Origin of the sequence: Piscinibacter gummiphilus (assembly GCF_002116905.1) — a bacterium.
In the GTDB taxonomy this organism is placed as follows: Bacteria; Pseudomonadota; Gammaproteobacteria; order Burkholderiales; family Burkholderiaceae_C; genus Rhizobacter; species Rhizobacter gummiphilus.
On record NZ_CP015118.1, the window covers coordinates 3,437,001 to 3,456,885 of the forward strand.

21 protein-coding genes are annotated in these 19,885 nt (G+C 71.6%); 11 read left to right on the forward strand and 10 right to left on the reverse strand.

Annotated elements, in window-relative coordinates:
• Positions 1–14: 14 nt before the first annotated feature.
• The gene (gene gntR / locus A4W93_RS15375) at positions 15–1,073 is read right to left on the reverse strand and encodes an HTH-type transcriptional regulator GntR (protein ID WP_085751437.1); all 1,059 of its coding nucleotides are present in this window, start codon (positions 1,071–1,073) and stop codon (positions 15–17) included.
• A gap of 181 nt (positions 1,074–1,254) precedes the next feature.
• Here gntR and A4W93_RS15380 point away from each other — a divergent pair, with 181 nt between their 5' ends.
• The 6 genes from A4W93_RS15380 (at position 1,255) to A4W93_RS15405 (ending at position 6,815) form a co-directional block, all read left to right on the forward strand.
• Entirely contained in the window at positions 1,255–1,755 is a 501-nt protein-coding gene (locus tag A4W93_RS15380; protein ID WP_237357547.1) for a gluconokinase, read from the forward strand.
• Complete coding sequence (locus A4W93_RS15385) at positions 1,752–2,264, forward strand: TRAP transporter small permease (protein ID WP_085751439.1); 513 nt, start codon at positions 1,752–1,754, stop codon at positions 2,262–2,264. Before A4W93_RS15380 ends, A4W93_RS15385 begins: the two co-directional genes overlap by 4 nt.
• A gap of 22 nt (positions 2,265–2,286) precedes the next feature.
• Positions 2,287–3,576: a TRAP transporter large permease gene (locus A4W93_RS15390; protein WP_085751440.1), complete on the forward strand. Its 1,290-nt coding sequence runs from the start codon at positions 2,287–2,289 to the stop codon at positions 3,574–3,576.
• A 28-nt stretch (positions 3,577–3,604) separates the two neighbouring features.
• Positions 3,605–4,609 carry a TRAP transporter substrate-binding protein gene (locus tag A4W93_RS15395; protein WP_085751441.1) on the forward strand — a complete coding sequence of 335 codons (1,005 nt, stop codon included), beginning with the start codon at positions 3,605–3,607 and terminating at the stop codon, positions 4,607–4,609.
• Positions 4,606–5,346 carry an SDR family oxidoreductase gene (locus A4W93_RS15400; protein WP_085751442.1) on the forward strand — a complete coding sequence of 247 codons (741 nt, stop codon included), beginning with the start codon at positions 4,606–4,608 and terminating at the stop codon, positions 5,344–5,346. Before A4W93_RS15395 ends, A4W93_RS15400 begins: the two co-directional genes overlap by 4 nt.
• A 95-nt stretch (positions 5,347–5,441) precedes the next feature.
• On the forward strand, positions 5,442–6,815 hold the full coding sequence (locus A4W93_RS15405) for an esterase-like activity of phytase family protein (protein ID WP_085751443.1): 1,374 nt from the start codon (positions 5,442–5,444) through the stop codon (positions 6,813–6,815).
• A 31-nt stretch (positions 6,816–6,846) separates the two neighbouring features.
• Here the strand turns inward: A4W93_RS15405 and A4W93_RS15410 are convergent, their stop codons facing one another.
• The 3 genes from A4W93_RS15410 to A4W93_RS15420 form a co-directional block, all read right to left on the reverse strand.
• On the reverse strand, positions 6,847–7,026 hold the full coding sequence (locus tag A4W93_RS15410; RefSeq protein ID WP_085751444.1) for a hypothetical protein: 180 nt from the start codon (positions 7,024–7,026) through the stop codon (positions 6,847–6,849).
• Between the two features lie 95 nt (positions 7,027–7,121).
• Positions 7,122–8,552 (reverse strand): aminotransferase-like domain-containing protein, encoded by a 1,431-nt coding sequence (locus tag A4W93_RS15415; protein WP_085751445.1) that lies wholly within the window; start codon positions 8,550–8,552, stop codon positions 7,122–7,124.
• Positions 8,553–8,570: 18 nt separating this feature from the next.
• Positions 8,571–8,786 (reverse strand): hypothetical protein, encoded by a 216-nt coding sequence (locus A4W93_RS15420; protein ID WP_085751446.1) that lies wholly within the window; start codon positions 8,784–8,786, stop codon positions 8,571–8,573.
• Positions 8,787–8,919: 133 nt separating this feature from the next.
• Here A4W93_RS15420 and A4W93_RS15425 point away from each other — a divergent pair, with 133 nt between their 5' ends.
• A complete protein-coding gene (locus A4W93_RS15425; RefSeq protein ID WP_085751447.1) occupies positions 8,920–9,759 on the forward strand; it encodes a universal stress protein in 840 nt (279 codons plus the stop codon).
• On the opposite strand, the gene A4W93_RS15430 is transcribed toward A4W93_RS15425, so the two are convergent.
• The gene (locus A4W93_RS15430; RefSeq protein WP_157782167.1) at positions 9,760–10,215 is read right to left on the reverse strand and encodes a universal stress protein; all 456 of its coding nucleotides are present in this window, start codon (positions 10,213–10,215) and stop codon (positions 9,760–9,762) included. It lies immediately after the preceding gene.
• A gap of 212 nt (positions 10,216–10,427) precedes the next feature.
• On the opposite strand from A4W93_RS15430, the gene A4W93_RS15435 reads away from it, so the two are divergent.
• The gene (locus A4W93_RS15435; protein WP_085751449.1) at positions 10,428–10,847 is read left to right on the forward strand and encodes a response regulator; all 420 of its coding nucleotides are present in this window, start codon (positions 10,428–10,430) and stop codon (positions 10,845–10,847) included.
• Positions 10,848–10,902: 55 nt separating this feature from the next.
• The gene (locus A4W93_RS15440) at positions 10,903–11,967 is read left to right on the forward strand and encodes a DUF4272 domain-containing protein (RefSeq protein ID WP_085751450.1); all 1,065 of its coding nucleotides are present in this window, start codon (positions 10,903–10,905) and stop codon (positions 11,965–11,967) included.
• A 25-nt stretch (positions 11,968–11,992) separates the two neighbouring features.
• Here A4W93_RS15440 and A4W93_RS15445 read toward each other — a convergent pair whose 3' ends face one another.
• Complete coding sequence (locus A4W93_RS15445; protein ID WP_085754188.1) at positions 11,993–12,991, reverse strand: zinc-dependent alcohol dehydrogenase family protein; 999 nt, start codon at positions 12,989–12,991, stop codon at positions 11,993–11,995.
• A 107-nt stretch (positions 12,992–13,098) separates the two neighbouring features.
• Here A4W93_RS15445 and A4W93_RS15450 point away from each other — a divergent pair, with 107 nt between their 5' ends.
• Entirely contained in the window at positions 13,099–14,010 is a 912-nt protein-coding gene (locus A4W93_RS15450) for a LysR family transcriptional regulator (protein WP_085751451.1), read from the forward strand.
• Here A4W93_RS15450 and A4W93_RS15455 read toward each other — a convergent pair.
• The gene (locus tag A4W93_RS15455; protein WP_085751452.1) at positions 13,946–15,181 is read right to left on the reverse strand and encodes a YbfB/YjiJ family MFS transporter; all 1,236 of its coding nucleotides are present in this window, start codon (positions 15,179–15,181) and stop codon (positions 13,946–13,948) included. The genes A4W93_RS15450 and A4W93_RS15455 overlap by 65 nt on opposite strands.
• 117 nt (positions 15,182–15,298) lie before the next feature.
• Between A4W93_RS15455 and A4W93_RS15460 the strand changes: the two genes are divergently transcribed.
• Entirely contained in the window at positions 15,299–16,171 is an 873-nt protein-coding gene (locus A4W93_RS15460) for a LysR family transcriptional regulator (RefSeq protein ID WP_085751453.1), read from the forward strand.
• Positions 16,172–16,365: 194 nt separating this feature from the next.
• Here the strand turns inward: A4W93_RS15460 and A4W93_RS15465 are convergent, their stop codons facing one another.
• The 3 genes from A4W93_RS15465 to A4W93_RS15475 are packed head-to-tail and all read right to left on the reverse strand — an operon-like array spanning position 16,366 to position 19,885.
• The gene (locus tag A4W93_RS15465) at positions 16,366–17,733 is read right to left on the reverse strand and encodes an ABC transporter permease (RefSeq protein ID WP_085751454.1); all 1,368 of its coding nucleotides are present in this window, start codon (positions 17,731–17,733) and stop codon (positions 16,366–16,368) included.
• Positions 17,730–19,148 carry an ABC transporter permease gene (locus tag A4W93_RS15470; RefSeq protein WP_085751455.1) on the reverse strand — a complete coding sequence of 473 codons (1,419 nt, stop codon included), beginning with the start codon at positions 19,146–19,148 and terminating at the stop codon, positions 17,730–17,732. Before A4W93_RS15470 ends, A4W93_RS15465 begins: the two co-directional genes overlap by 4 nt.
• Complete coding sequence (locus tag A4W93_RS15475; protein ID WP_085751456.1) at positions 19,145–19,885, reverse strand: ABC transporter ATP-binding protein; 741 nt, start codon at positions 19,883–19,885, stop codon at positions 19,145–19,147. Before A4W93_RS15475 ends, A4W93_RS15470 begins: the two co-directional genes overlap by 4 nt.

Genomic DNA, 19,885 nt, shown 5'->3' on the forward strand with positions numbered 1-19,885 from the left:
TGGGGCTTTCCGTTTCAGGAACTTCCGCGCACGACCAACTCGTACCCCACGTCCACGTTGTGCGGCACGTCCGCCTCGCCGCGCATCAGCCCCAGCAGCATCGTGGCCGCCTGGGCGCCGATCTGCGCGCGGGGCGTGCGCACGGTGGTGAGCGGCGGCAGCATCTGGTCGCTGCCCTCGAGGTCGTTGAAACCGGTCACCGCGATGCGCTCGGGCACCGGAATCCCCAGCCGCAGCGCCGCCAGCAGGCCGCCCTGGCCCAGGTCGTCGTTGCAGAAGAAGATGGCATCGACGTCCGGGTGCCGGGCCAGCAACGCCTCGAACATCTCCGCGCCGAGCGCGATCGACGAACGCCGCGGGTCGAGCCATTCGAGCGCCGCATCGTGCCGCCCCGCATCGCGCAGGCAGCGGCGGTAGCCTTCGAGGCGCTGCATCACGCGCGCGTCGAGCTGGGCGCCCACGAAGGCGATGCGGCGGCGGCCCCGTTCGACGAGGTGCCGCGTGACGGCGTGTCCGGCGTCCTCCTGCGAGAACCCCACGCAGAAGACGTCCGGCTGGGCGCTCGTCTCCATCACGTGCACGCACGGCAGCCGGCTCGACGCCACGAGGCGGCTCCCCGCCTCGCTGCGGTCGAATCCGGTCACGATCAGGCCCGCGGGACGGTGGGCCATGTAGCTGCGCAGCAGCAGTTCCTCCTCGTGCGCGTCGTAGTGCGTCACGCCGATCAGGCTCTGGTAGCCGGCCGGGAGCAGCACGCTCTGCACGGCCTCCAGCAGGTCGACGAACAGGCGGTTCGTCAGCAGCGGCACGAGCACAGCCACGTGCGTGCTGCGGCTCGACGCAAGCGCCCGGGCCGCGGGGTCCGGCACGTAGCCGAGCGCGTCGGCGGCCGCCTGCACCTTGGCCACCAGCGCCTCGGCCACTCCCCGGTCCCGGCGCAACGCACGGGACGCGGTGATGGGGCTCACGCCCGCGGCCTTGGCCACGTCGGCGAGGGTCACCCGGCCGGAGGAACGCCGGCGTTTTTCCACGGGTGGAGCGGCGGGCGGTGGCGCGGAGGACTCGGAAGGCACGGGTTATCCCTAGGGTGTTTTGTTCTGATGCGAGGACTAGGATAGCGCTATCCAACCGGGAAGTGCAAGCCAGAAGCGAGCGACGGCCCGGGACCGGAAACTGGGCGCGTGTCACCACGCGCCTTTTTTGGCCCCGCTGGGACAGCGCTGTCCTGTTCCAGCCCACCTCCTGCTCCACACGATGAACTCGCTGGTTTTCATGGGCGTCGCCGGTTGCGGCAAATCCTCCCTCGGAGCGGCCGTCGCGTCCGCCGTCGGGCTGCCGCTGATCGAGGGCGACGACTTCCATTCCGACAAGAGCAAGCAGCTGATGCGCAGCGGCGTGCCCCTGACCGACGAGCTCCGGGCCGGCTGGCTGGAGACCCTCGGCACCGAGCTGGCCGCCCGCCCGGACGGTGCCGTGCTCACCTGCTCGTCGCTCAAGCGCGCCTACCGCGAGGTGCTCCGCCGCCACTCGCCGGGCCTGCGCTTCGTCTTCCTCGACATCACCCGTGACGAGGCGATGCGCCGCGTGGCCTCGCGCGCCGGCGCCCACCTCTTCCCCACCACCCTGGTCGACAGCCAGTTCGCCACCCTCGAGTCGCCGGTCGGCGAAGCGGGTGTGCTGCGCGTCGACGCCACCGCTCCGCTGCCCGACCTCGTCGCGCAGGTGTCGGCCTGGTTCCCGAAGGACCGTCCATGACTCCCGTCCCCTCCCTTCCCCCCCGCCCGCTGTGGCAGCGCGCGGCCGAGACCGCGATGGGCCTGTGCCTCGCGGTGATGGCCGTCGCCGTGTTCGTCAACGTCGTGCTGCGCTACGGCTTCGGCGACGGCGTGCCCGCGAGCGAGGAACTCTCGCGCCTGTTGTTCGTGTGGATGGTGTTCATCGGCGCCACCGCCGCCTACCCGCTCGGCGAACACATGGCCTTCACCGCGCTGCTGCGACCGTTCCAGCACCGCAGCCCCGGGTTCCTCGCGCTGATGACCCGGCTGATCCACGCACTGGTGGTCTTCACCTGCGTGCTGATCGCCTGGGGCTCCTGGCAGCAGGTGGTCGTCGGCATGGACAGCACGAGCGTCGTGATGGGCTATCGCATGGCCCTGCTGCCGCTGCCGGCCTTCCTCTGCTCGGTGGCCATCGGCGTGATGGCCACCGTCGACCTCGTCCGCAACAAACCCATCGACTTCGGACACGAGTCCGAGGTCGAGTGACCGGCCCCCAAGGAACCTCGTCATGAACCAAGGTCTCGTGGCCGTCATCTTCCTCGTCGGCATGCTGTTCTTCATGGGCATCGGCGTGCCGCTCGCGTTCGCGCTGGTGCTCACCGGCGCCTCGATGGCGTATGCCCTCGGGTTCTGGGACACCCAGCTCTTCGCGCAGAACCTCGTCGCGGGCGTCGACAGCTTCCCGCTGCTCGCCGTCCCGTTCTTCATCCTCGCCGGCGAACTGATGAACGCCGGCGGCATCTCGAGCCGCATCATCGGCATGGCGCAGGCCTGGGTGGGCCACATCAAGGGCGGGCTGGGCTTCGTCGTGATCGGCGCGGCCATCCTGATGGCCAGCATGAGCGGTTCGGCGCTGGCCGACACCGCGTCGCTCGCCACCATCCTGCTGCCGATGATGCGCCAGGCCGGCTACCCGCTCGACAAGTCCGCGGGGCTGATCGCCTCCGGCGGCATCATCGCGCCGATCATCCCGCCGTCGATGCCGTTCGTGGTGTACGGCGTGACCACCAACACCTCGATCTCCGCGCTGTTCCTGTCCGGCATCGTGCCGGGGCTCATCATGGGCGCCGGCCTCATCATCGCGTGGAAGCTCGTGGTCCGGAAGACCGACCTCGCGCCGGGCGTGCCGCTGCCGATGGTCGACCGCCTCAAGGCCACCGCGAAGGCGTTCTGGGCGATCCTGATGCCGGTGATCATCATCGGCGGCATGAAGACCGGCGTCTTCACGCCGACCGAGGCGGCCGTGGTGGCCTCGGCGTACGCGCTCGTCGTCGCGCTGTTCGTGCACCGTGAGATGAGCTTCGCGCAATTGCACGGCGTGCTGATCCGCGCGGCCAAGACCACCGCCATCGTGATGTTCCTGGTGGCCGGCGCCCAGGTGGCGAGCTACATGGTCACGCTGGCCGACCTGCCCGCCACGCTGACCGAATGGCTCGGCCCGCTCGTCGACCACCCGCGCCTGCTGATGGCGCTGATGATGTTCGCGCTGGTCGTGATCGGCACCGCGCTCGACCTCACCCCGACCATCCTGATCATGGCCCCGGTGATGCTGCCCATCGCCACGAAGGCCGGCATCGACCCGGTGTACTTCGGCCTGATGTTCGTGCTGAACGGCGCCATCGGCCTGATCACGCCGCCCGTGGGCACCGTGCTCAACGTGGTGGCCGGCGTGGGCCGCATGCGGCTCGAGCAGGTGGTGCGCGGCGTGAACCCGTACCTGTTCACCTACCTGCTGATCCTCGCCCTGTTCGTCGTGTTTCCCCAGATCGTGACCGCGCCCGTGGCGTGGATGCGCTGACCCCCGCTTTACCCAGAAGGAGTTCCCCATGAAGTTCATTCGTCGCACGCTGATCGCCGGCCTCGTGCTGGCCGCCGTGGCCCCCGCCTTCGCGCAGGACATCAAGCCCCGCCTGATCCGGTTCGGGTACGGTCTGAACGAGCAGTCGAACCAGGGCCGCGCGGTGAAAGTCTTCCAGCAGGAAGTCGAGAAGCTGTCGGGCGGCAAGATGAAGGTGCGCGCCTTCGGCGCCGCGAGCCTCGGCCCGGACGTCCAGATGCAGCAGGCCCTGATCGGCGGCGCGCAGGAGATGATGGTGGGCTCCACCGCCACCCTCGTGGGCATCACGAAGGAGATGGCGCTGTGGGACACGCCGTTCCTCTTCAACAACGTGAAGGAAGCCGACACGGTGCTCGACGGCCCGGTGGGCGAGAAGGTCAAGGGCAAGCTCGCCGAAAAGGGCCTCGTGGGCCTCGTCTACTGGGAGAACGGCTTCCGCAACCTGACCAACAGCAAGCGGTCGGTGACCAAGCTGGAAGACCTGAACGGCGTGAAGCTGCGCGTGATGCAGAACGCGGTGTTCCTCGACAGCTTCAAGGCCCTCGGCGCGAACGTGGTGCCGCTGCCCTTCCCCGAGCTGTTCCCGGCGCTGGAGACCGGCGCGGTCGACGGCCAGGAGAACCCGTACAACACGATCCTCTCCAGCAAGTTCTACGAGGTGCAGAAATACCTGAGCGTCACGAACCACGTCTACAGCCCGTGGATCGTCACGGTCAGCAAGAAGTTCTGGGACGGCCTGAGCAAGGACGAGCAGAAGGTGCTGATGGACGCCGCGAAGAAGAGCCGCGACTTCGAGCGCAAGGACACGCGTGACGAGGCCGCGAAGGCGCTGGCCGAGCTGAAGCAGAAGGGCATGGTCGTCAACGAGCTGAGCCCGGCCGAGACGGCCCGCATGCGCGACAAGCTGACGCGCGTGAACGCCACGGTGGCCAGCAGCGTCGGCATGGACCTGTGGAAGGAAACGCAGGACGAGCTGGCGAAGATCCGCAAATGAGCACCGGCGCCTCCCGCATCGCGTGGGTGACGGGCGGTGGCACGGGCATCGGCCTGGCCGGTGCCCAGGCGCTCGCGGCCGAGGGCTGGACGGTGGTGCTGTCCGGCCGCCGCGAGGACACCCTCGCCGAGGCCTGCGCATCGATCACGGCCCGAGGCGGGCGGGCCGAGGCGCTCGTGGTGGACGTGGCGCACGCCGCGGCCACCGCCGGCGCGGCGGCGTCCATCGCCGCGAGACACGGGCGCATCGACCTGCTCGTGAACGCCGCCGGCATCAACGTGCCGAAACGCAGCTGGTCCGACTGCACCGCGGCCGACTGGGACCGCGTCATCGACATCAACCTCAAGGGCGTGGTGAACGCGATGCGTGGCGTGCTGCCCGCGATGCGCGCGGCCCATGGCGGCACGATCATCAACGTGGCCTCCTGGGCCGGCCGCTTCGTCTCGACGATGCCGGGCGCCGCGTACACCGCCAGCAAGACGGCCGTGGCCGCGCTGACGCACGAATTCAACATCGAGGAGTTCCGCCACGGCCTGCGGGCGTGCTGCCTGCTGCCCGCGGAGGTCGCCACGCCGATCATGGCGCAACGGCCGGTGCCGCCGTCGCCGGAGGACCTCGCGCGCATGCTGCAGCCGGAGGACCTCGGGCGGACGATCGCGTTCGTGGCGGGCATGCCGCCGCACGTGTGCGTCAACGAGATCCTGATCAGCCCCACCTGGAACCGGACGTTCCTCTGAGCCTTCATGGAGTGTGAATTCCGTCACGGCGTCGTCATCGCCGGTCGGTAGCGTGCGCGGGTTCGTCGTCGAGAACCCATCCCACAGGACCCCGCATGACCCCCCTCCTCCGCCCGCTGCCGCTCGTCGCGGCCCTCGCCTTCGCGTGCGCCTCGGCCCACGCCGCGCCCACGCTCGTCGGTTTCGCCAGGCTCGACGCGAACACCTTCTCCGACGGTCCCACGTCCGGCCAGTTCGTCGCCCCGGCCAACGGCATCACGCCGCCGTTCGTGCGCAAGCAGCCGGTGCAGGGCTTCTCGGCCGTGCTCGACGGACCGCGCCACGGCACGTACTACGTGATGCCCGACAACGGCTTCGGCACCAAGCCGAACTCGCCCGACGCGCTGCTGCGCATGTACGCGGTGGAGCCGCAGTTCCGCACCCGCCGCGGCGGCCGCGGCACGGTGGAACCGGTGTCCTTCGACAAGGGCCACGACACCCGCTCGTTCCACGCCGCCTCGCGCATCACGCTGCGCGACCCGGACCGCAAGCTCGGCTTCCCCCTCGTCGCCGACGGCACGTACTACCCGTACGGCGGCACCGGCCCGGGCAGCGCCACGATCCCCGTGGACCCGGCCATCCGCGCGGGCCGCCTGCTGACCGGCGCCGACTTCGACATCGAATCGGTGCGCGAGGACCGCTACGGCAACCTGTGGTTCGGTGAGGAGTTCGGTCCGTTCCTGATCAAGACCGACCGCACCGGCAAAGTCCTCGCCCGCGAGTTCCCGCTGGCCGGCGTGCAGTCGCCGCAGAACCCGTACCTCGGCACCGCGACGCCCACGCTGCGCGGTTCCAACGGTTTCGAGGGCATGGGCATGAACTCGGCCGGCACGAAGCTGTACCCGCTGCTCGAAGGCCCCCTCGTCGCCGACACGAACCAGAAGCGCCTGATCATCAGCGAGTTCGACATCAAGACCGAGGCCTACACCGGCCGCAAGTGGGCCTACCGCCTCGACGCCCTCGGCACGAACATCGGCGACATGACGGCCGTGAACGACAACGAGTTCCTCGTCATCGAGCGCAACGTCACGGCGGGCGACCCGAACCGTCCGGAGACGTTCCCGACGCCCGCCAACTTCAAGAAGATCTACAAGATCGACCTGAGCAAGGTGGACGCCGACGGTTTCGTCGAGAAGAAGGAGATCGTCGACCTGCTGAACGTCGCCGACCCCGACGACCTCGACCGCGACGGCTTCAAGCGCTTCACGTTCCCGTTCGTCACGATCGAGGACGTGCTGATCGTCGACGACCGCACGCTGCTGGTCATCAACGACAACAACTACCCGGGCAACGGCGGCCGCACGCTGACCGCGCCAGACGGCACCGAGTTCATCCTCATCCGCCTGGACGATGCGCTCGACACGCCGATCGAGGCCGACAACGGCGACGGCCGCGAGGACCATCGCCGCCACCGTCCCTTCCGGGACTGAGCCCCGCGCCCGGTCGCTCGGTCTCAGTGTCTCAGTGATAGTGCAACGGCGACTCGGGCACGATCGGCTGCGCCTGCACCGACTCGGACTCGACGTCGTCGGGCGCCTGCGCCGGCGTCACCACCGGTGACACCGGCGTGGCGCGCATGCGGTCCCAGGCCTGCTTCGCCAGCACGGCAGTGATCGCGACGGTGATGAGCTTGCGCAACATGATGGGCTCCTCGTGATGGACGGGCAGCCTCCAGCGTAGGACCAGGAGCGCGCGGTGCGCATCGGGCGCCGTCGCGGCCGCCCGTAGGCAGCGCCCTACGGCTGTCGGGCCGTGGCCCGCGGCGTACCGGCCTGCGACAGGCGCGGCGTGAGGTACTCGGCGAGCCGCACGTTCTGGCACGTGACCGCGTTGAAGCGGATGTGCGGGTCGTCCTTGGCCCCGCCCGCGAGGAAGTTCGACCCCGGCGCGAGCACGATCTGCTGCCCGTACGCCTCCTTCACGAGCGCCTGCACGTCCACGCCCTCGGGCACGCGGCCCCAGAGGAAGATGCCGGCGTCGCCGATCGAGTCGAGCTGGATGCCCGCGCCGCGCAGCGCCTTCACCGCCGCCACGCGGGCCGCGCCCAGGCGCTGCTGCATGCGCTCGGCGTGCTTGCGGAAGCGCCCGGTCGACAGCAACTCGAGCAGCACCAGTTCGTTGAGCGTGGGCGTGGTCAGCACCGACGAGATCTTCTGGCGCAGCAGCGGTTTGAGCAGCGCCGGCGACGCCGCGATGTGCCCCATGCGCAGCGCGGGGCTCAGCACCTTGCAGAAGCTCGAGAAGTAGATCACCCCCTCCAGGCCCGACAGCTGCGCGAGGCGCGTTGGCTGGCCCGGCTGGAAGTGCCCGTGCACGTCGTCCTCGGCGATCAGCACGCCGTGGTGCTCGGCGATGCGCAGCACCCGGTGCAGGTTGGCCGGCGTGCTGCTCCAGCCCGTGGGGTTGTGCAGCACCGGCTGGAGGAACGCGAGGCGCGGCTGGTGCGCGACGCACGCGGCTTCCAGCTCCACCAGGTCGACCCCGTCGGCGCGGCGCGTGACCGGCACGGCGCGCACGCCCGCCTGGCGCAGCCGCTCGAACAGCAGGAAGTACCCGGGATCCTCGACGATCACGGCATCGCCCGGTTTCAGGAACGTGCGCACGATCAGGTCGATCGCGTGGGTGCTGCCGTACGTCGTCATGATGCGGCTGGCATCGACCCCGATGCCCTGGGCGCGCATCGACATCGCGAGCCGCTCGCGCAGCGGGCTCATGCCCTGCGGCGGGCAGCGCGAGGCCATGCCGAGGCCGCTGTGGCTCAGCGCGCGCTGCACGAGGGCCGTCGGGATGGCGTCCTCGAGCCAGGCCATGGGCAGCGCGCCGCCACTCGCCTGCAGCACGCCCGGGCGCAGGTCGTTCGCCTGCTGAGCGAGCCAGACGGGCTCGTGGGCCTCGCCCGCTTCGAGCGGCGCCGCGTCGATCACCGCACCGGCGGACTCGGCCACGAAGTAGCCGGTGGTGCCGCGCGAGAAGACCAGGCCGTCGGCCACCAGGCGGTCGTAGGCCAGCACGACGGTGTTCGGGCTGACCTGCAGCTGAGTGGCGAGCTGGCGGATCGACGTCAGCTTGACGCCGGGCAGCAGCTGCCGCTCCGAGATCATGGCCCGCAGGCGGATGTCGATCTGCTCGGAGAGCGGGACGGTGGAGTCGCGGTCGAGCGGGAACATGGGCCCGATTGTGACGGATCAGCGCATCGGCCAGCGGGGGTCGTGCAACCCGTCCCGCTCGAGCGCGTGCAGACGGCGTTCGAGGTCCGCGAGGTCGTCCGCCTCGGCGAGGAAGCGGGCTTCGGCGGTCAGTCCGAGGGTGGCGAAGAGCCCCGCGAGCCGGTGCAGCGCAGGACGCCACGGGATCGACGGCAACAGGGCGGCGGGAGCGAGGGGGGTCTTGAGCGTGTCCATGGTCGTGACGATAGGCCTGGGACCCTGCCCGAGGAAGGCACAAGCCGACCCGGTACAGCCATGACCTGTATCAGTGCGGGGACCCACACAGCGCGCTATGCTCGTTGACACACCGTCCACCGAGGGCCGAACGATGAACCTGCGAGGCATCCTGGTGCTGCTGGGCGACGACGCCCCGTCGGCCGCGCGCGAACACCTGGCGTCGCGGCTCGCGGTGGCCCACCAGGCCCACCTGACCGGCATCGCGCCCACCGGCCGCCCCGACATCGAGGGCACCGCATCGGCCGCCCACGCCATCGAGGTGGCCGACCATGCGCGCGACGACGCGTGGCAACACGCCGGCCACCTGGCCCGGCGCTTCCGCGAGGCCGCGCGGGCCGAGGGCGTGGTCTCGGTCGACGCCGAGGCCGCCGAAGGTGCGGCGCTGCCGCTGCTGATGCACCACGCCGCCTGCCACGACCTCGTCGTCGTGAGCCCGCCGCCGGCCGCCAGTCCCGGCTGGCGCAGCGGCGTGCACTTCGTCGAACAGGTGCTGGCCCACAACCCGCGGCCCACGCTCGTGGTGCCCGGCGCCGGCCGTTTCGAGCAGGCCGGGCGCAACGTCGTGGTCGCCTGGGACGACAGCCCCGCCGCGGTTCGCGCCACCACCGACGCGCTGCCGGTGCTGCGCCAGGCCGAACGGGTGCTGCTGTGCGTGTGGCGGCGCGCCAGCGAAGCCGCCGACAACGGCATCGCGATGCGCCTGGCCGAGGTGTGCCGCTGGCTCGAACGGCACGGCGTGACGGCCGACACCCGCGTGACACGCGCGGCCGGCGCCATCGGCGACACCATGCTGTCCGATGCGGCGAAGCTGGGCGCCGACCTGATCGTGATGGGCACCTACGGCCATTCGCGCTGGATCGAGCGCGTGACCGGGGGCGTCACGCGCACGGCGCTGCTGCACGCGCCGATGCCGCTGTGGATGTCGCGCTGATCAGGCGTGCTTCAGAGGGTCTCGCACGAGCAGCACCGGCACCGGGCTCTCGCGCAGCACCAGTTCGGCGTCGCTGCCGAGCGTCAGGCGACGCAGGCCCTGTCGGCCGTGCGTCCCCATGACGATCAGGTCCACGCGGCGGTCGGCCGCTTCCTTGACGATCACGTCGCACACACGCAGGCCAGGCTCGCAACGCACCGCCACCTCCACGGCCACGCCCTTCGCGCGCGCCGCCTCGGAGGCCTTCGCGACCAGCCGTTCGCCCTGCAGCTGCCAGCTGTCGAGCACGTCCTTCGGCGGCACGGCCATCTCGGCCTCGGCGATCAGCAGGCGGGCGTCGACGACGTTGACGACGTACAGCGACGACCCGAGCTTCTCGGCGAGAGCGAGGGCCTCCTCGAGGCCGCGTTGTGCGGTGGAACTGCCATCGATCGGGACCAGGATGCGGGCGTACATGGAAGGGCTCCGGAGGTGGATGTCGGCCCCAGCGTACGCGCGGACGGGAGGCCCCATGTTGCGCCCGGTCAAACCGGTGGCCGTGCAAGCGGTGCGGCAATCCTTGCCGCTCCCGCGCCGTCCACCGTCCGGTTCCCAAGGAACACCGGCATCGGCATGAAGCCTGCTAACGGCGGTCGCATCAGCAGTACGCGGCCCCGCGCCGGAACGCCATGCACACGTCGACCGCTCCCTCGTCCGCCCCCCTGCCCCTCGGCGCCTCGCGGTACAAGGTGCTCGTCGTCGACGACCAGGCCGATGCCGCGGACTCCCTCGGCCTGCTGCTCGCCCAGATGGGATACGACACCTCGATCGCGTACGGCGCCCTCGAGGGTGTGCGCCAGGCCACCACCTTCTTGCCCGACGTCGTGATGCTCGACGTGCACATGCCCAGCATCGACGGGCTCGACGCCGCGCGGGCCATCCGGTCGTGCCGGCTGTCGTCCCATCCCGTGCTGGTGGCACTCACCGCCGACACCCGGCCCGGGGCGAAGGAGGCGACGCTGGCCGCCGGCTTCGACTTCCACCTGACCAAGCCGCTGCCCGCGGGGGACCTCGCCGCCCTCATGCGGGACGTGTTGCCCGCCCCTTGATCCCGGGGTCGCCCCGGCGCCGCGGCATCGAACGGGCGTGCGAAGATGCGCGCCCATGTTGAAGCGCATTTTTCGCCATCTCGCCAGCGACCGGTCCGCGCCCGCGTCCGGCCCCGACGTCCTGGTCAATGCGTACGCCACCGTCGCCACGCTCCCGCCCTTCGACTTCCCGCACACGCCCCGCGCCGCCCGCAGCGCGCCCGACGCCGGCCTGACCGATCACCTCCAGGGCTTCTCCGAGTTCGTGATGCGCGACGGCAGCACGATGACCCAGGCGCGCTACCACCTGCTCAGCCACCTGAAGCGGGTGCGCCACCACACGAGCGTGATGGTCCCCGAGTCGGCACTCGACGCGTTCGGCACCTGGGCCGCGCGGGCGAACGCGATCATGTTCTTTCCCGATGCCAGCATCCGCGACCCCGCCGGCAACGTCCTGCTGGGCGGAGACGGCTCGTCCTGCGACTTCGAGGCGCGGGTGCCCCATCCCGCGGATGCCTGGGCGCGCAAGGCCCGGTCGGAAGCGAAGCTCGCCGAACACGGACTGCGGAGCACCGCGTCGCTTCCGCCGCGCGACGGCGAGTCGGAAGCGCGCCTGCGGCCGGTCGACGAGGTCTGGGCCCGCACCGGCGCGCTGACCATCGTGGGCGTGCGGGCCGAGTCGATCCGGCGCGGCAACCCCGTGCCCGTCGAGTCCCTGAAGGAGCGGCTGCCCGACGGCTTCGCGCACCTGAGCCCCGCCGAGGAGGTGTTCCTGCAGACGGCGTCCCCCGACGCGGCCCGGCTCGACCGCTTCGGCGGGCGGCTCGAGGCGGCGCGCACGCTCGCCTGGGCGTTGTCCCTCGACGGCGACCTCCCGTTCCCCGCCGCGGCGAGCGACGGCTCCGCGGTCGCCCGGCAGGTGATCGGCGCCAGCCCCCGTGGCCTGCGCCCCACCGCCGTGCTGCTGGACGCCCTCGACTTCCATCACCGCGTGCACTGGGTGGTGAGGCAGGCCCACATCAACGGCCGCAACACCGTGGCCGGCGTCGACGGCGGCGTGGTCGCGGAACGCACCCGCGCCTTCAACTGGCTGGTGCAGTTCAAGGACGCGGCCTGGGACGACGTGGACACACCGACCTGACACCGCGAGCACGGCGCCCCGGCGGTCAGGACATCGTCACGACGACCTTGCCGAAGGCGCCTTCGCGCACCGTCTCCAGCGCCTGCGGCACCTGCTCGAACGGGAACGTCGCGTCCACCACCGGCTCGAACGGCCGGGCCTCGACCGCCCGCACCAGTTCCTCGAGGCTGCGACGGTGGCCCACGCCGACGCCCTGCACCGTCGCCCGGTTGATGATCGTCGGGTAGAACGGCAGGCGCAGGTCGGTGCCGGCCAGCATGCCGATGGCGGCCACGCGGCCGCCGGGGGCCAGCAGTTCCACCGAAGCACCGAAGCTGTCGCCGCCAGCGGTGTCCAGCACGTGGTCGACGCCGCGGCCTTCCGTCCAGCCACGCACCCGGGCCGGCCAGTCGGCCTCGCTGCGCAGCACCGCGTGCGATGCGCCGAGGGCGAGCACGCGGTCGCGCTTGGCGGCCGACGACGTGACGACCACGGCGCGGGCGCCATGCATGGCCGCGAGCTGCAGCCCGAACAGCGCAACCCCGCCCGTCCCTTGGATCAGCACCGTCTGCCCGGCGCGCAACGCGCCGTTCTCGACGAGGGCGGTCCATGCGGTGAGCCCCGCACACGGCAGCAGGCTGGCCTGCGCCGCGGTCCAGGTTCGGGGTGCGGAGACGAGGTCGTGTTCGCCGAGGACGGCGTGGGTCGCGAGCACCCCGGGCCCGGGTGCGCCGGCCGGCACCGAATGCGCGGGCCGCGCACCGTCCCACCAGTCGCTCCAGAAGGTGTTGATCACGACGTCGCCCGGACGCCAGCGCGTGACCCCGGCGCCGGCCGCCACGACCTCGCCGCAACCGTCGGAGCCGGGCGTGAACGGCAGGCCCAGCGGCATGCCCATGCCGTCGCCCACGATCAGCAGGTCGCGGTAGTTGAGGGAGGCGGCGCGGAGCTTCACGAGCACCTGGCCGGGGCCGGGTTCGGGCACGGTCCCTCGTGTCCGTTCGAGACCGTCGAGCCCGTAGCGGGTCACCTGCCAGCGTTGCATGTCCATGTCCTGCGTCCTCGGTTCGTTGGAAGAGGCCGCAGGTTATTGCTTCCCATCAGGATGCAGTGCTGTAATCCCGGCACCGCCGTGTAGAAGGAAGTTCGCCAATGAGTTCGTTGCCCTTTGCCCTGCTGGAGGTGTTCGTGGCCGCTGTCGAGACCGGCAGCTTCGCGGCCGCCGCGCGCCGGTTGCACCGCACGCGCTCGGCCGTCGGCAAGGGCATCGCGCGGCTCGAGGCGCAGCTGGGCGTGCGGCTGTTCGTGCGGGACACGCGCCACTCCACGCTCACCGAACCGGGTCGCGTGTTCTACGACCATGCGCTGCGCGCATCGGCCGAGCTGCTGTCGGCCATGGCCGCGGTGGAGAGCAGCCGCGACGAGCCCCGCGGCCGCGTGCGCGTGACGATGCCGGTGGCCGTGGGCCGGCACTGCGTGGCGCCGCTGCTGATGGCGCTCGGGCGCCAGCATCCGGCCCTCGAACTCGACCTCTCCTTCACCGACCGCGTGGTCGACGTGATCCACGAAGGCGTGGACCTCGCGCTGCGCGTGGGCCCGCTGCGCGATTCGCACGACCTCGTGGCCCGCCGGCTCGGGCTGCACCGCATGGTGGTGTGCGCGTCCCCTGGCTACCTGCAGTCGGCCGGCACGCCGTCGGGGCCGGACGACCTGCCGTCCCACCGCTGCCTCGTCTACGCCCGCAACGGCCGCTTCAAGCACTGGCAGTTCCATGACGCGGAGGGGCGGCTGGTCGACATGGACGTGACGCACCGGTGGCGCTTCGACGACCTCGAGGCCTTGCGCGACGCGGCGCTCGCCGGCGACGGCCTCGCGCGCCTGCCCACGTGGCTCGTGGCCCACGACGTGAGCCGCGGCGCGCTGGTGGTGCCCTTCGACGAACCGCGTCCCCTCACCTACGAGATGCACGCCGTGTGGCCGCGCATGCAGGCCCTGCCCCTCAAGATCCGTGTCGTGGTGGATGCGCTGGTGACGCAGTTGCCGCCGCTGCTGGAGCCCGCCTGAAGTCGAGCGCCACCGCGGCCGCCAGCGCCACGGCGCTGATCGCGAACAGCGCCTGGTGGTGACCCCCGGTCAGCGCGTAGACCGTTGAATAGGCATAGCCGCTCACGGCCTGGGTCAGCGCGAAGAACACGGTCGCGCGGGACCACATCGCCTGGCGCGTGTGGGTGTCGTGCACCAGTTCGTCGAGGCGGCCCAGCGCCAGGGCCGGGATGCCTGGCGGGAACGAACCGATCAGCACCGCCAGCGCGAGCAGTGCGCCGGGCATGCTGACCGCCGAGAACGCGAGCACGGCGAGCGCCTGCAGGCCCAGCGTGTACCGCACGGCACGTCGCGCGCCGAAGCGGTCCGCGGCCAGGCCGTACAGCAGCGGCCCCACCATCGCCCCCGCGCCGTACGCGACCCAGCCGGCGGCGCCCCATGCGTAGCCGAGCGACAGGCCCCGGCTCAGGTAGTCGACGAGGAACATCATCTCGGGCACGAGCCCTGCCGCCATCAGCGCGTACTGCCACAGCAGGATGCGAAGCGCTGCCGGCGTGCGGGTGCGCTTCAGCGTGGCGAGCGCCTGCGGCCGGTCGTGGGGATCGGCGGGCGGCCACGCGAACCAGGCGAGCAGCGTCAACACGAGCGACACGGCACCCAGCGTCAGCCAGGTCGTTCGCAGGCTCTGCGCGAGCATCAACGGCACCAGCGTGCCCGACAGCACCACGCCCAGGCCCACGCCGACGAACACGGCGCCGCTCGCGAACCCGCGCCGTTCTGCCGGCACGTGGTTCAGCACCACCCCCGTCACCAGCACCATGATCGCGCCGCCGGCCACGCCCGAACCCAGCCGCCACACGAAGAACCACACTTCCGACAGCGGGAACGCGCAGGCGAAGAAGGCCACCGAGGTCAGCGCCATCATCTGCCGCAGCACCGTGACCGGCGACGTGAAGCGGGCCATCGCCCGCCCCGACAGCGCACCGACGAGGTAGCCCGCGAGGTTCGCGGCGCCGAGCAGCGCGACCCGCCCGGCGGGGAACCAGTGTTCCTGCACCATGGGTGGAATCAGCGGCGTGTAGGCGAAGCGGGCGAGGCCGATGCCCACGACGCTCGCGGCGAGGCCCGCGAAGATCGCGAGGAAGGCGGTGCGCTGGTTCGGCGCGAGCGCCGTGAACGAGGCCGTGTTCATGTCGATTCCTTGAGGGATCGGCGGACCCGTTGCCGCCATCGGCAATCCTAGGGTTAACCCGTTGATTTTTTTGATGCATCATCTCTGCAAAGCCATGCAGATTTGCATCAACCTCCAATGAACTGGGACGACGCCCGACTGTTCCTCGCGCTCGGCCGCGAGACCACGCTGCGCGGGGCCGCGCGTGTGCTGGGCGTGGACCAGGCGACGGTCGGCCGCCGCATCGCGGCGATGGAGAAGGCGCTGGGCACGAAGCTGTTCCTGCGCGCGTCCGACGGCTACGTGCTCACCGCCGCCGGCGAGGTCGCCTTCGGCGCCGCCTCGCGCATGGAGACCGCGGCGCTCGAACTGCAAAGCAAGCTCGAAGGCCAGGACGACGCCCTGTCCGGCGTCGTGAAAGTCACGAGCACCGACTCCATCGCCATCGACGTGCTGATCCCCGCGATGGCCACGCTGCGCGAGCGGCATCCGACCATCCGGGTGGACCTCGAGGTCACGACACAGGTGCTGAACCTGTCGCGACGCCAGGCGGACCTCGCCATCCGCAACCAGAAGCCCGAGAACCCCGACCTCTTCGTGCGGCGCCTGGCCTCGTGGCCTGTCGGGCTGTTCGCCAGCGAGGACTACCTCGCGCGGCGCGGGGAGCCGGTGCCCGGCACCGAGTTCGCGGGGCACGACGTGGTGGGCTTCCGCCCGCACATCGAAAAAGGCGGCTGGTTCACACTGGTGGACGAACCCTCGCGCCAGGGCACCGTCGCCGCGGCCCTCAATGCGGGGCTGCTGATCCGCCACGCCGTCGCCGCCGGCCTCGGGCTCGCCGAGATGCCGCTCGTGCACGGCATTCGCGACGGGCTCGTGCGCGTGTGGCCCGAGCGCGTGCGCAAGGCCAGGTACGACGTGTGGCTGGTGATGCACCCGGACCTGCGCAACACGGCGCGGGTGCGGGCGGTGGCGGACTTCTTCGCGCGGGCGCTGAAGGACGAGGGCTGAGCCGCTACGCCTTGCGCCGCCGTGCCGGTGCCTGCTGCCGCACCCGTTCGGCCTCCTCGGATCGGGCTCGGGCTGACCACCACACCCGCGACGAGCATGACCACCGCCCCGGTTCCCGCGAACCGGGCCGGCATGGCCTCGGGCATGGACGTCGGCGCGCGGCTGACTCACGGCCGCGTTCAGCCTCGCGGTGCTCACGTCCCGTCCCGCACCGACACCCGGCCTGCCGCTCGTGCCCCGAGACCCGCAGCCACCGCCGCGATGAGTCCGAGCGCCGCCAGCGAGGCCCACGGCATCGCCGCCGCGGCCATCGGCGGCGTGAACCTCGGCTGCGCCGCGAAGTCGGCTTCGCCGAACCGCACCTCTTCGAACAGGTACGGATAGAAGAAGCGGCGCAGCTCGGAGTGGTACGCCGTGACCGCGTCCTGGTAGGCCAGCTGCGCGGTGAGGTCGGTGCCCGCCTGCCGGTGCAGCACGGCCTGCACGCCGACACCGGGCAGCAGCCAGCCCAGGCGTTCGGTCCAGCGCTGGCGCGTTGCCATGCCGGCGCGGTACGCGGCCACGCGGTCGGCCACGTGTTCGTCACCGAGCTGCTGGAACGCGAAGTACCACTTCCAGTGGAAGCCCTCGGGCAACGGCGCCGTGCCGCGCCACTCGGGGTGGGTGCGGAAGAACCGGTCCATCGTGTCGCCGGGCGGCAGGTCCCACGCCCCGTGCACGGCCTGCCGCTGCGCGAGCATCAGCGCCACGCCCTGATGCACCGGCACGCCACGGGACAGCGCGGCGTTCGCGAGGGTCGGCAGCAGCAGCGTCAGCACGGCCCACGTGCCCATCAGCGCCGTGGCGTGGACCGCGGCGCTGCCGCGCGCCGAGCCGATCGCGAGCGACAGCCCGCCCCAGAACACCACGCTGGCCGCCGTGGCCAGCAGCACCGTCGCGACCGCGGCCATGGGCATGCCGCTGACCACCGCGCCCGCGAGCACCGGCAGCACGAGCGCCAGGAACACCAGCGCGGCCCGCAGGCCGGCACGCCGCATCCACAGGCGCCGGCCACCGCCGGGCAGCGACATCAGCGTGGCGAGGCGGCCGGCACGCCGCTCGCCCGAGACGACGTCGTGCAGCAGCGCGATGAGGAACAGCGGCGCGAGGTACACCAGCACGAAGGCGTAGTCGAACCGTCCCGCGAGCACGAGCTCGGGGTTGAAGGTCTCGCCCTCGTGCAGCTGGGCCTGCAGCGCGAGGGCCCGCACGCGCAGCACGCCGGGCGCGGCGTCGCGCAGGCCGAGGGCGGTGAACGCCGCGGTGGATGGCGGGTCCCAGGTCCCGTGGAAGGTGTAGTACGCCACCGTGCCCGCGTCCTGGCGCGCGAGCCGGGTGCGGGCCTGTGCCTGCAGGTCCTGCGCCTGCAGCACCGCCAGCCGCGAGAGGGTCGCGTGCTGGGCCGCCACCTCGCGCAGCCCCAGCACCACGGCCAGCGAGGACAGCAGGAACAGCGCGACCAATGCGGCCACGGACACCGGCGAACGCCAGAGCAGCCGGGCCTCGTGGAGGATCGTGTTCATCGGGTCTCCTTTCCGAGCCGGTTGGAGGCGACGATCAGCACGGCCGACAGCGCCACCAGCCACAGCAGCAGCGTCCCCGCCGCCGAGGCCGCCCCGCGCATCGACGGGTCGGGCTCGAAGTGGAAGTCCGCCGCGCCGTGCCAGTGGGTGCTGGCGATGCGACTGTCCCGGCTCGACTTGTCGTCGCGGAAGGTCAGCTGCTCGGCCTGCAGCCGGTTCAGGTGCTGCACCAGCGCATAGCGATGCCGTTCGGCCTGTTCGACGAACCGGCGGTATTGCCACAGGTCGGTGCCGGCCACGGCCATCGACAGGCGCCGCAGCGCCACCATCGGGCTGAGCCAGGCGAACTGGTCGACCTGGGCGAGCTGGCGCTCCTGCCGCTCGAACGCTTCCGTCGCGTACCGTGCGAACAGCTCGCTGGTCAGCCGTTCGCCTTCCATGCCCACCAGGCCCTTGTAGTTGACGGGCAGGTCCTCGATGCGCGCCACGCCGTACCGGGCCAGCACCTGCCGGCGGAAGCCCGCGAAGTACGGGTCGTCGGGGTTGTGGCTGTCGCCGATGGCCGCGAGGTCACGGGCGATCGCGATGTCGGTCTCGAAACGCGTGGGCAGCGCGGTGCGGGCCAGGGCCAGCTCCGGCCCGAGCCGGGGCACCACCACGACCCATGCGGTCCAGGCGGCCAGCAGCACGAGCAGCACGTCGCGCCCCCGCGGCAGCCAGGTCGATGCGGCCGTGATGCCGACCACCCAGATCGCGAGCCACGCGGCATGGGCGAGCGCCAGCACGGCGGCCGGGCCGCCCTGCTCCGGCGTCGTCCACGCGATCGCCGCGAGCGCGATCACCGCGGGCGCCAGCACGAGGACTGCGACGCCGCCGAGGGCCAGCGCCTTGCCGGCCACGAGCTGCGCGGGCCGCACGCCCTGGGCCAGCAGCACCCGCAAGGTGCCGGACTCGCGCTCGCGCGCCACCGCGGCGTGCCCGACGAAGATCAACAGCAGCGGTGCGAGCACCTGCAGCACGAAGGCCGGCGTCAGCTGCCCGAAACGCAGCAGCAGCGACGACTGCCGCACGTCGCCGAAGTTCGCGCTGTTCTGCCGGTGCCCCTCGAGGAACAGCGTGTGGCCCGTGAAGGCGTCCACGCCAGGATCGAACGCCGCGAGCGCCCCGGGCGCGCGGAACACGAAGTGGCCGTAGTGCACCATGCGGTGCGGGTGACGGTCGGGCTGGGTGTCGAACTCCTGGTCCACCTGCGACTGGTGCAGCGCACGCGCGGCGGCCGCGGCCTGCCGCTGGTCCCATGCCGTGAACGCGGCGGCCACCGTCAGCAGCACGAGCAGCACGAGGCCGCCCATGGCCACGCGGTCGCGCCGCATCAGGCGCCATTCCTCGAAGGCGATGCGTCGGACCGGGCTCATCGGATGGCCTCGGCGTCGGCGTACCGCCGGTGCAGCGCACGCACGTCGAACCGTTCGGCGCCGTCGGCCGCCACCGACTCCACGAGGCGGCCTCCGGCGATGAAGCCGATGCGGTCGGCCACGTCGGCCGCACCGAGCAGGTCGTGCGTGACCATCAGCACGGCGATGCCCTTCCCGCGGAGGCGGCCCAGCAGCTGGTTGAACTCCGCCGTCGCCTGCGGATCGAGGCCCGACGTGGGTTCGTCGAGCAGCAACGCCGGCACGTGGCGCGCGAGCGCCAGCGCGATCGACACCTTCTGCCGCATGCCCTTCGAGAAGCCCGAGACCCGCCGGCCGTGGGCGTCCGCCGCGAGCCCGGCAGCCGACAGCGCGGAATCGATGTCGGACACCAAGGCCGGTTGCCCGGCCAGGTCCAGCAGGTAGGCCACGTTCTCGCGGGCGCTCAGGTGCTCGTACAGCGCGACGTTCTCGGGGATGTAGGCGAGGCGCCGCCGGGCCTCCGCCGGCGCGGCGACCGGGTCGACGCCCTGCACGCGCACGCGGCCCTGCGTGGGCGACACGAACCCGAGGAACAGGCTCAGCGTGGTCGTCTTGCCGGCGCCGTTGGCACCGAGCAGCGCGCAGATCTCGCCGGCCTGCACGGCCAGGTCGAGCCCGTGGAGGATGGTGCGGCCGCCGTAGCCGGCGACGACGTCGGCGGCTTCCAGCACGGGGGAGTGGGTGGAGGACTGGGTCAT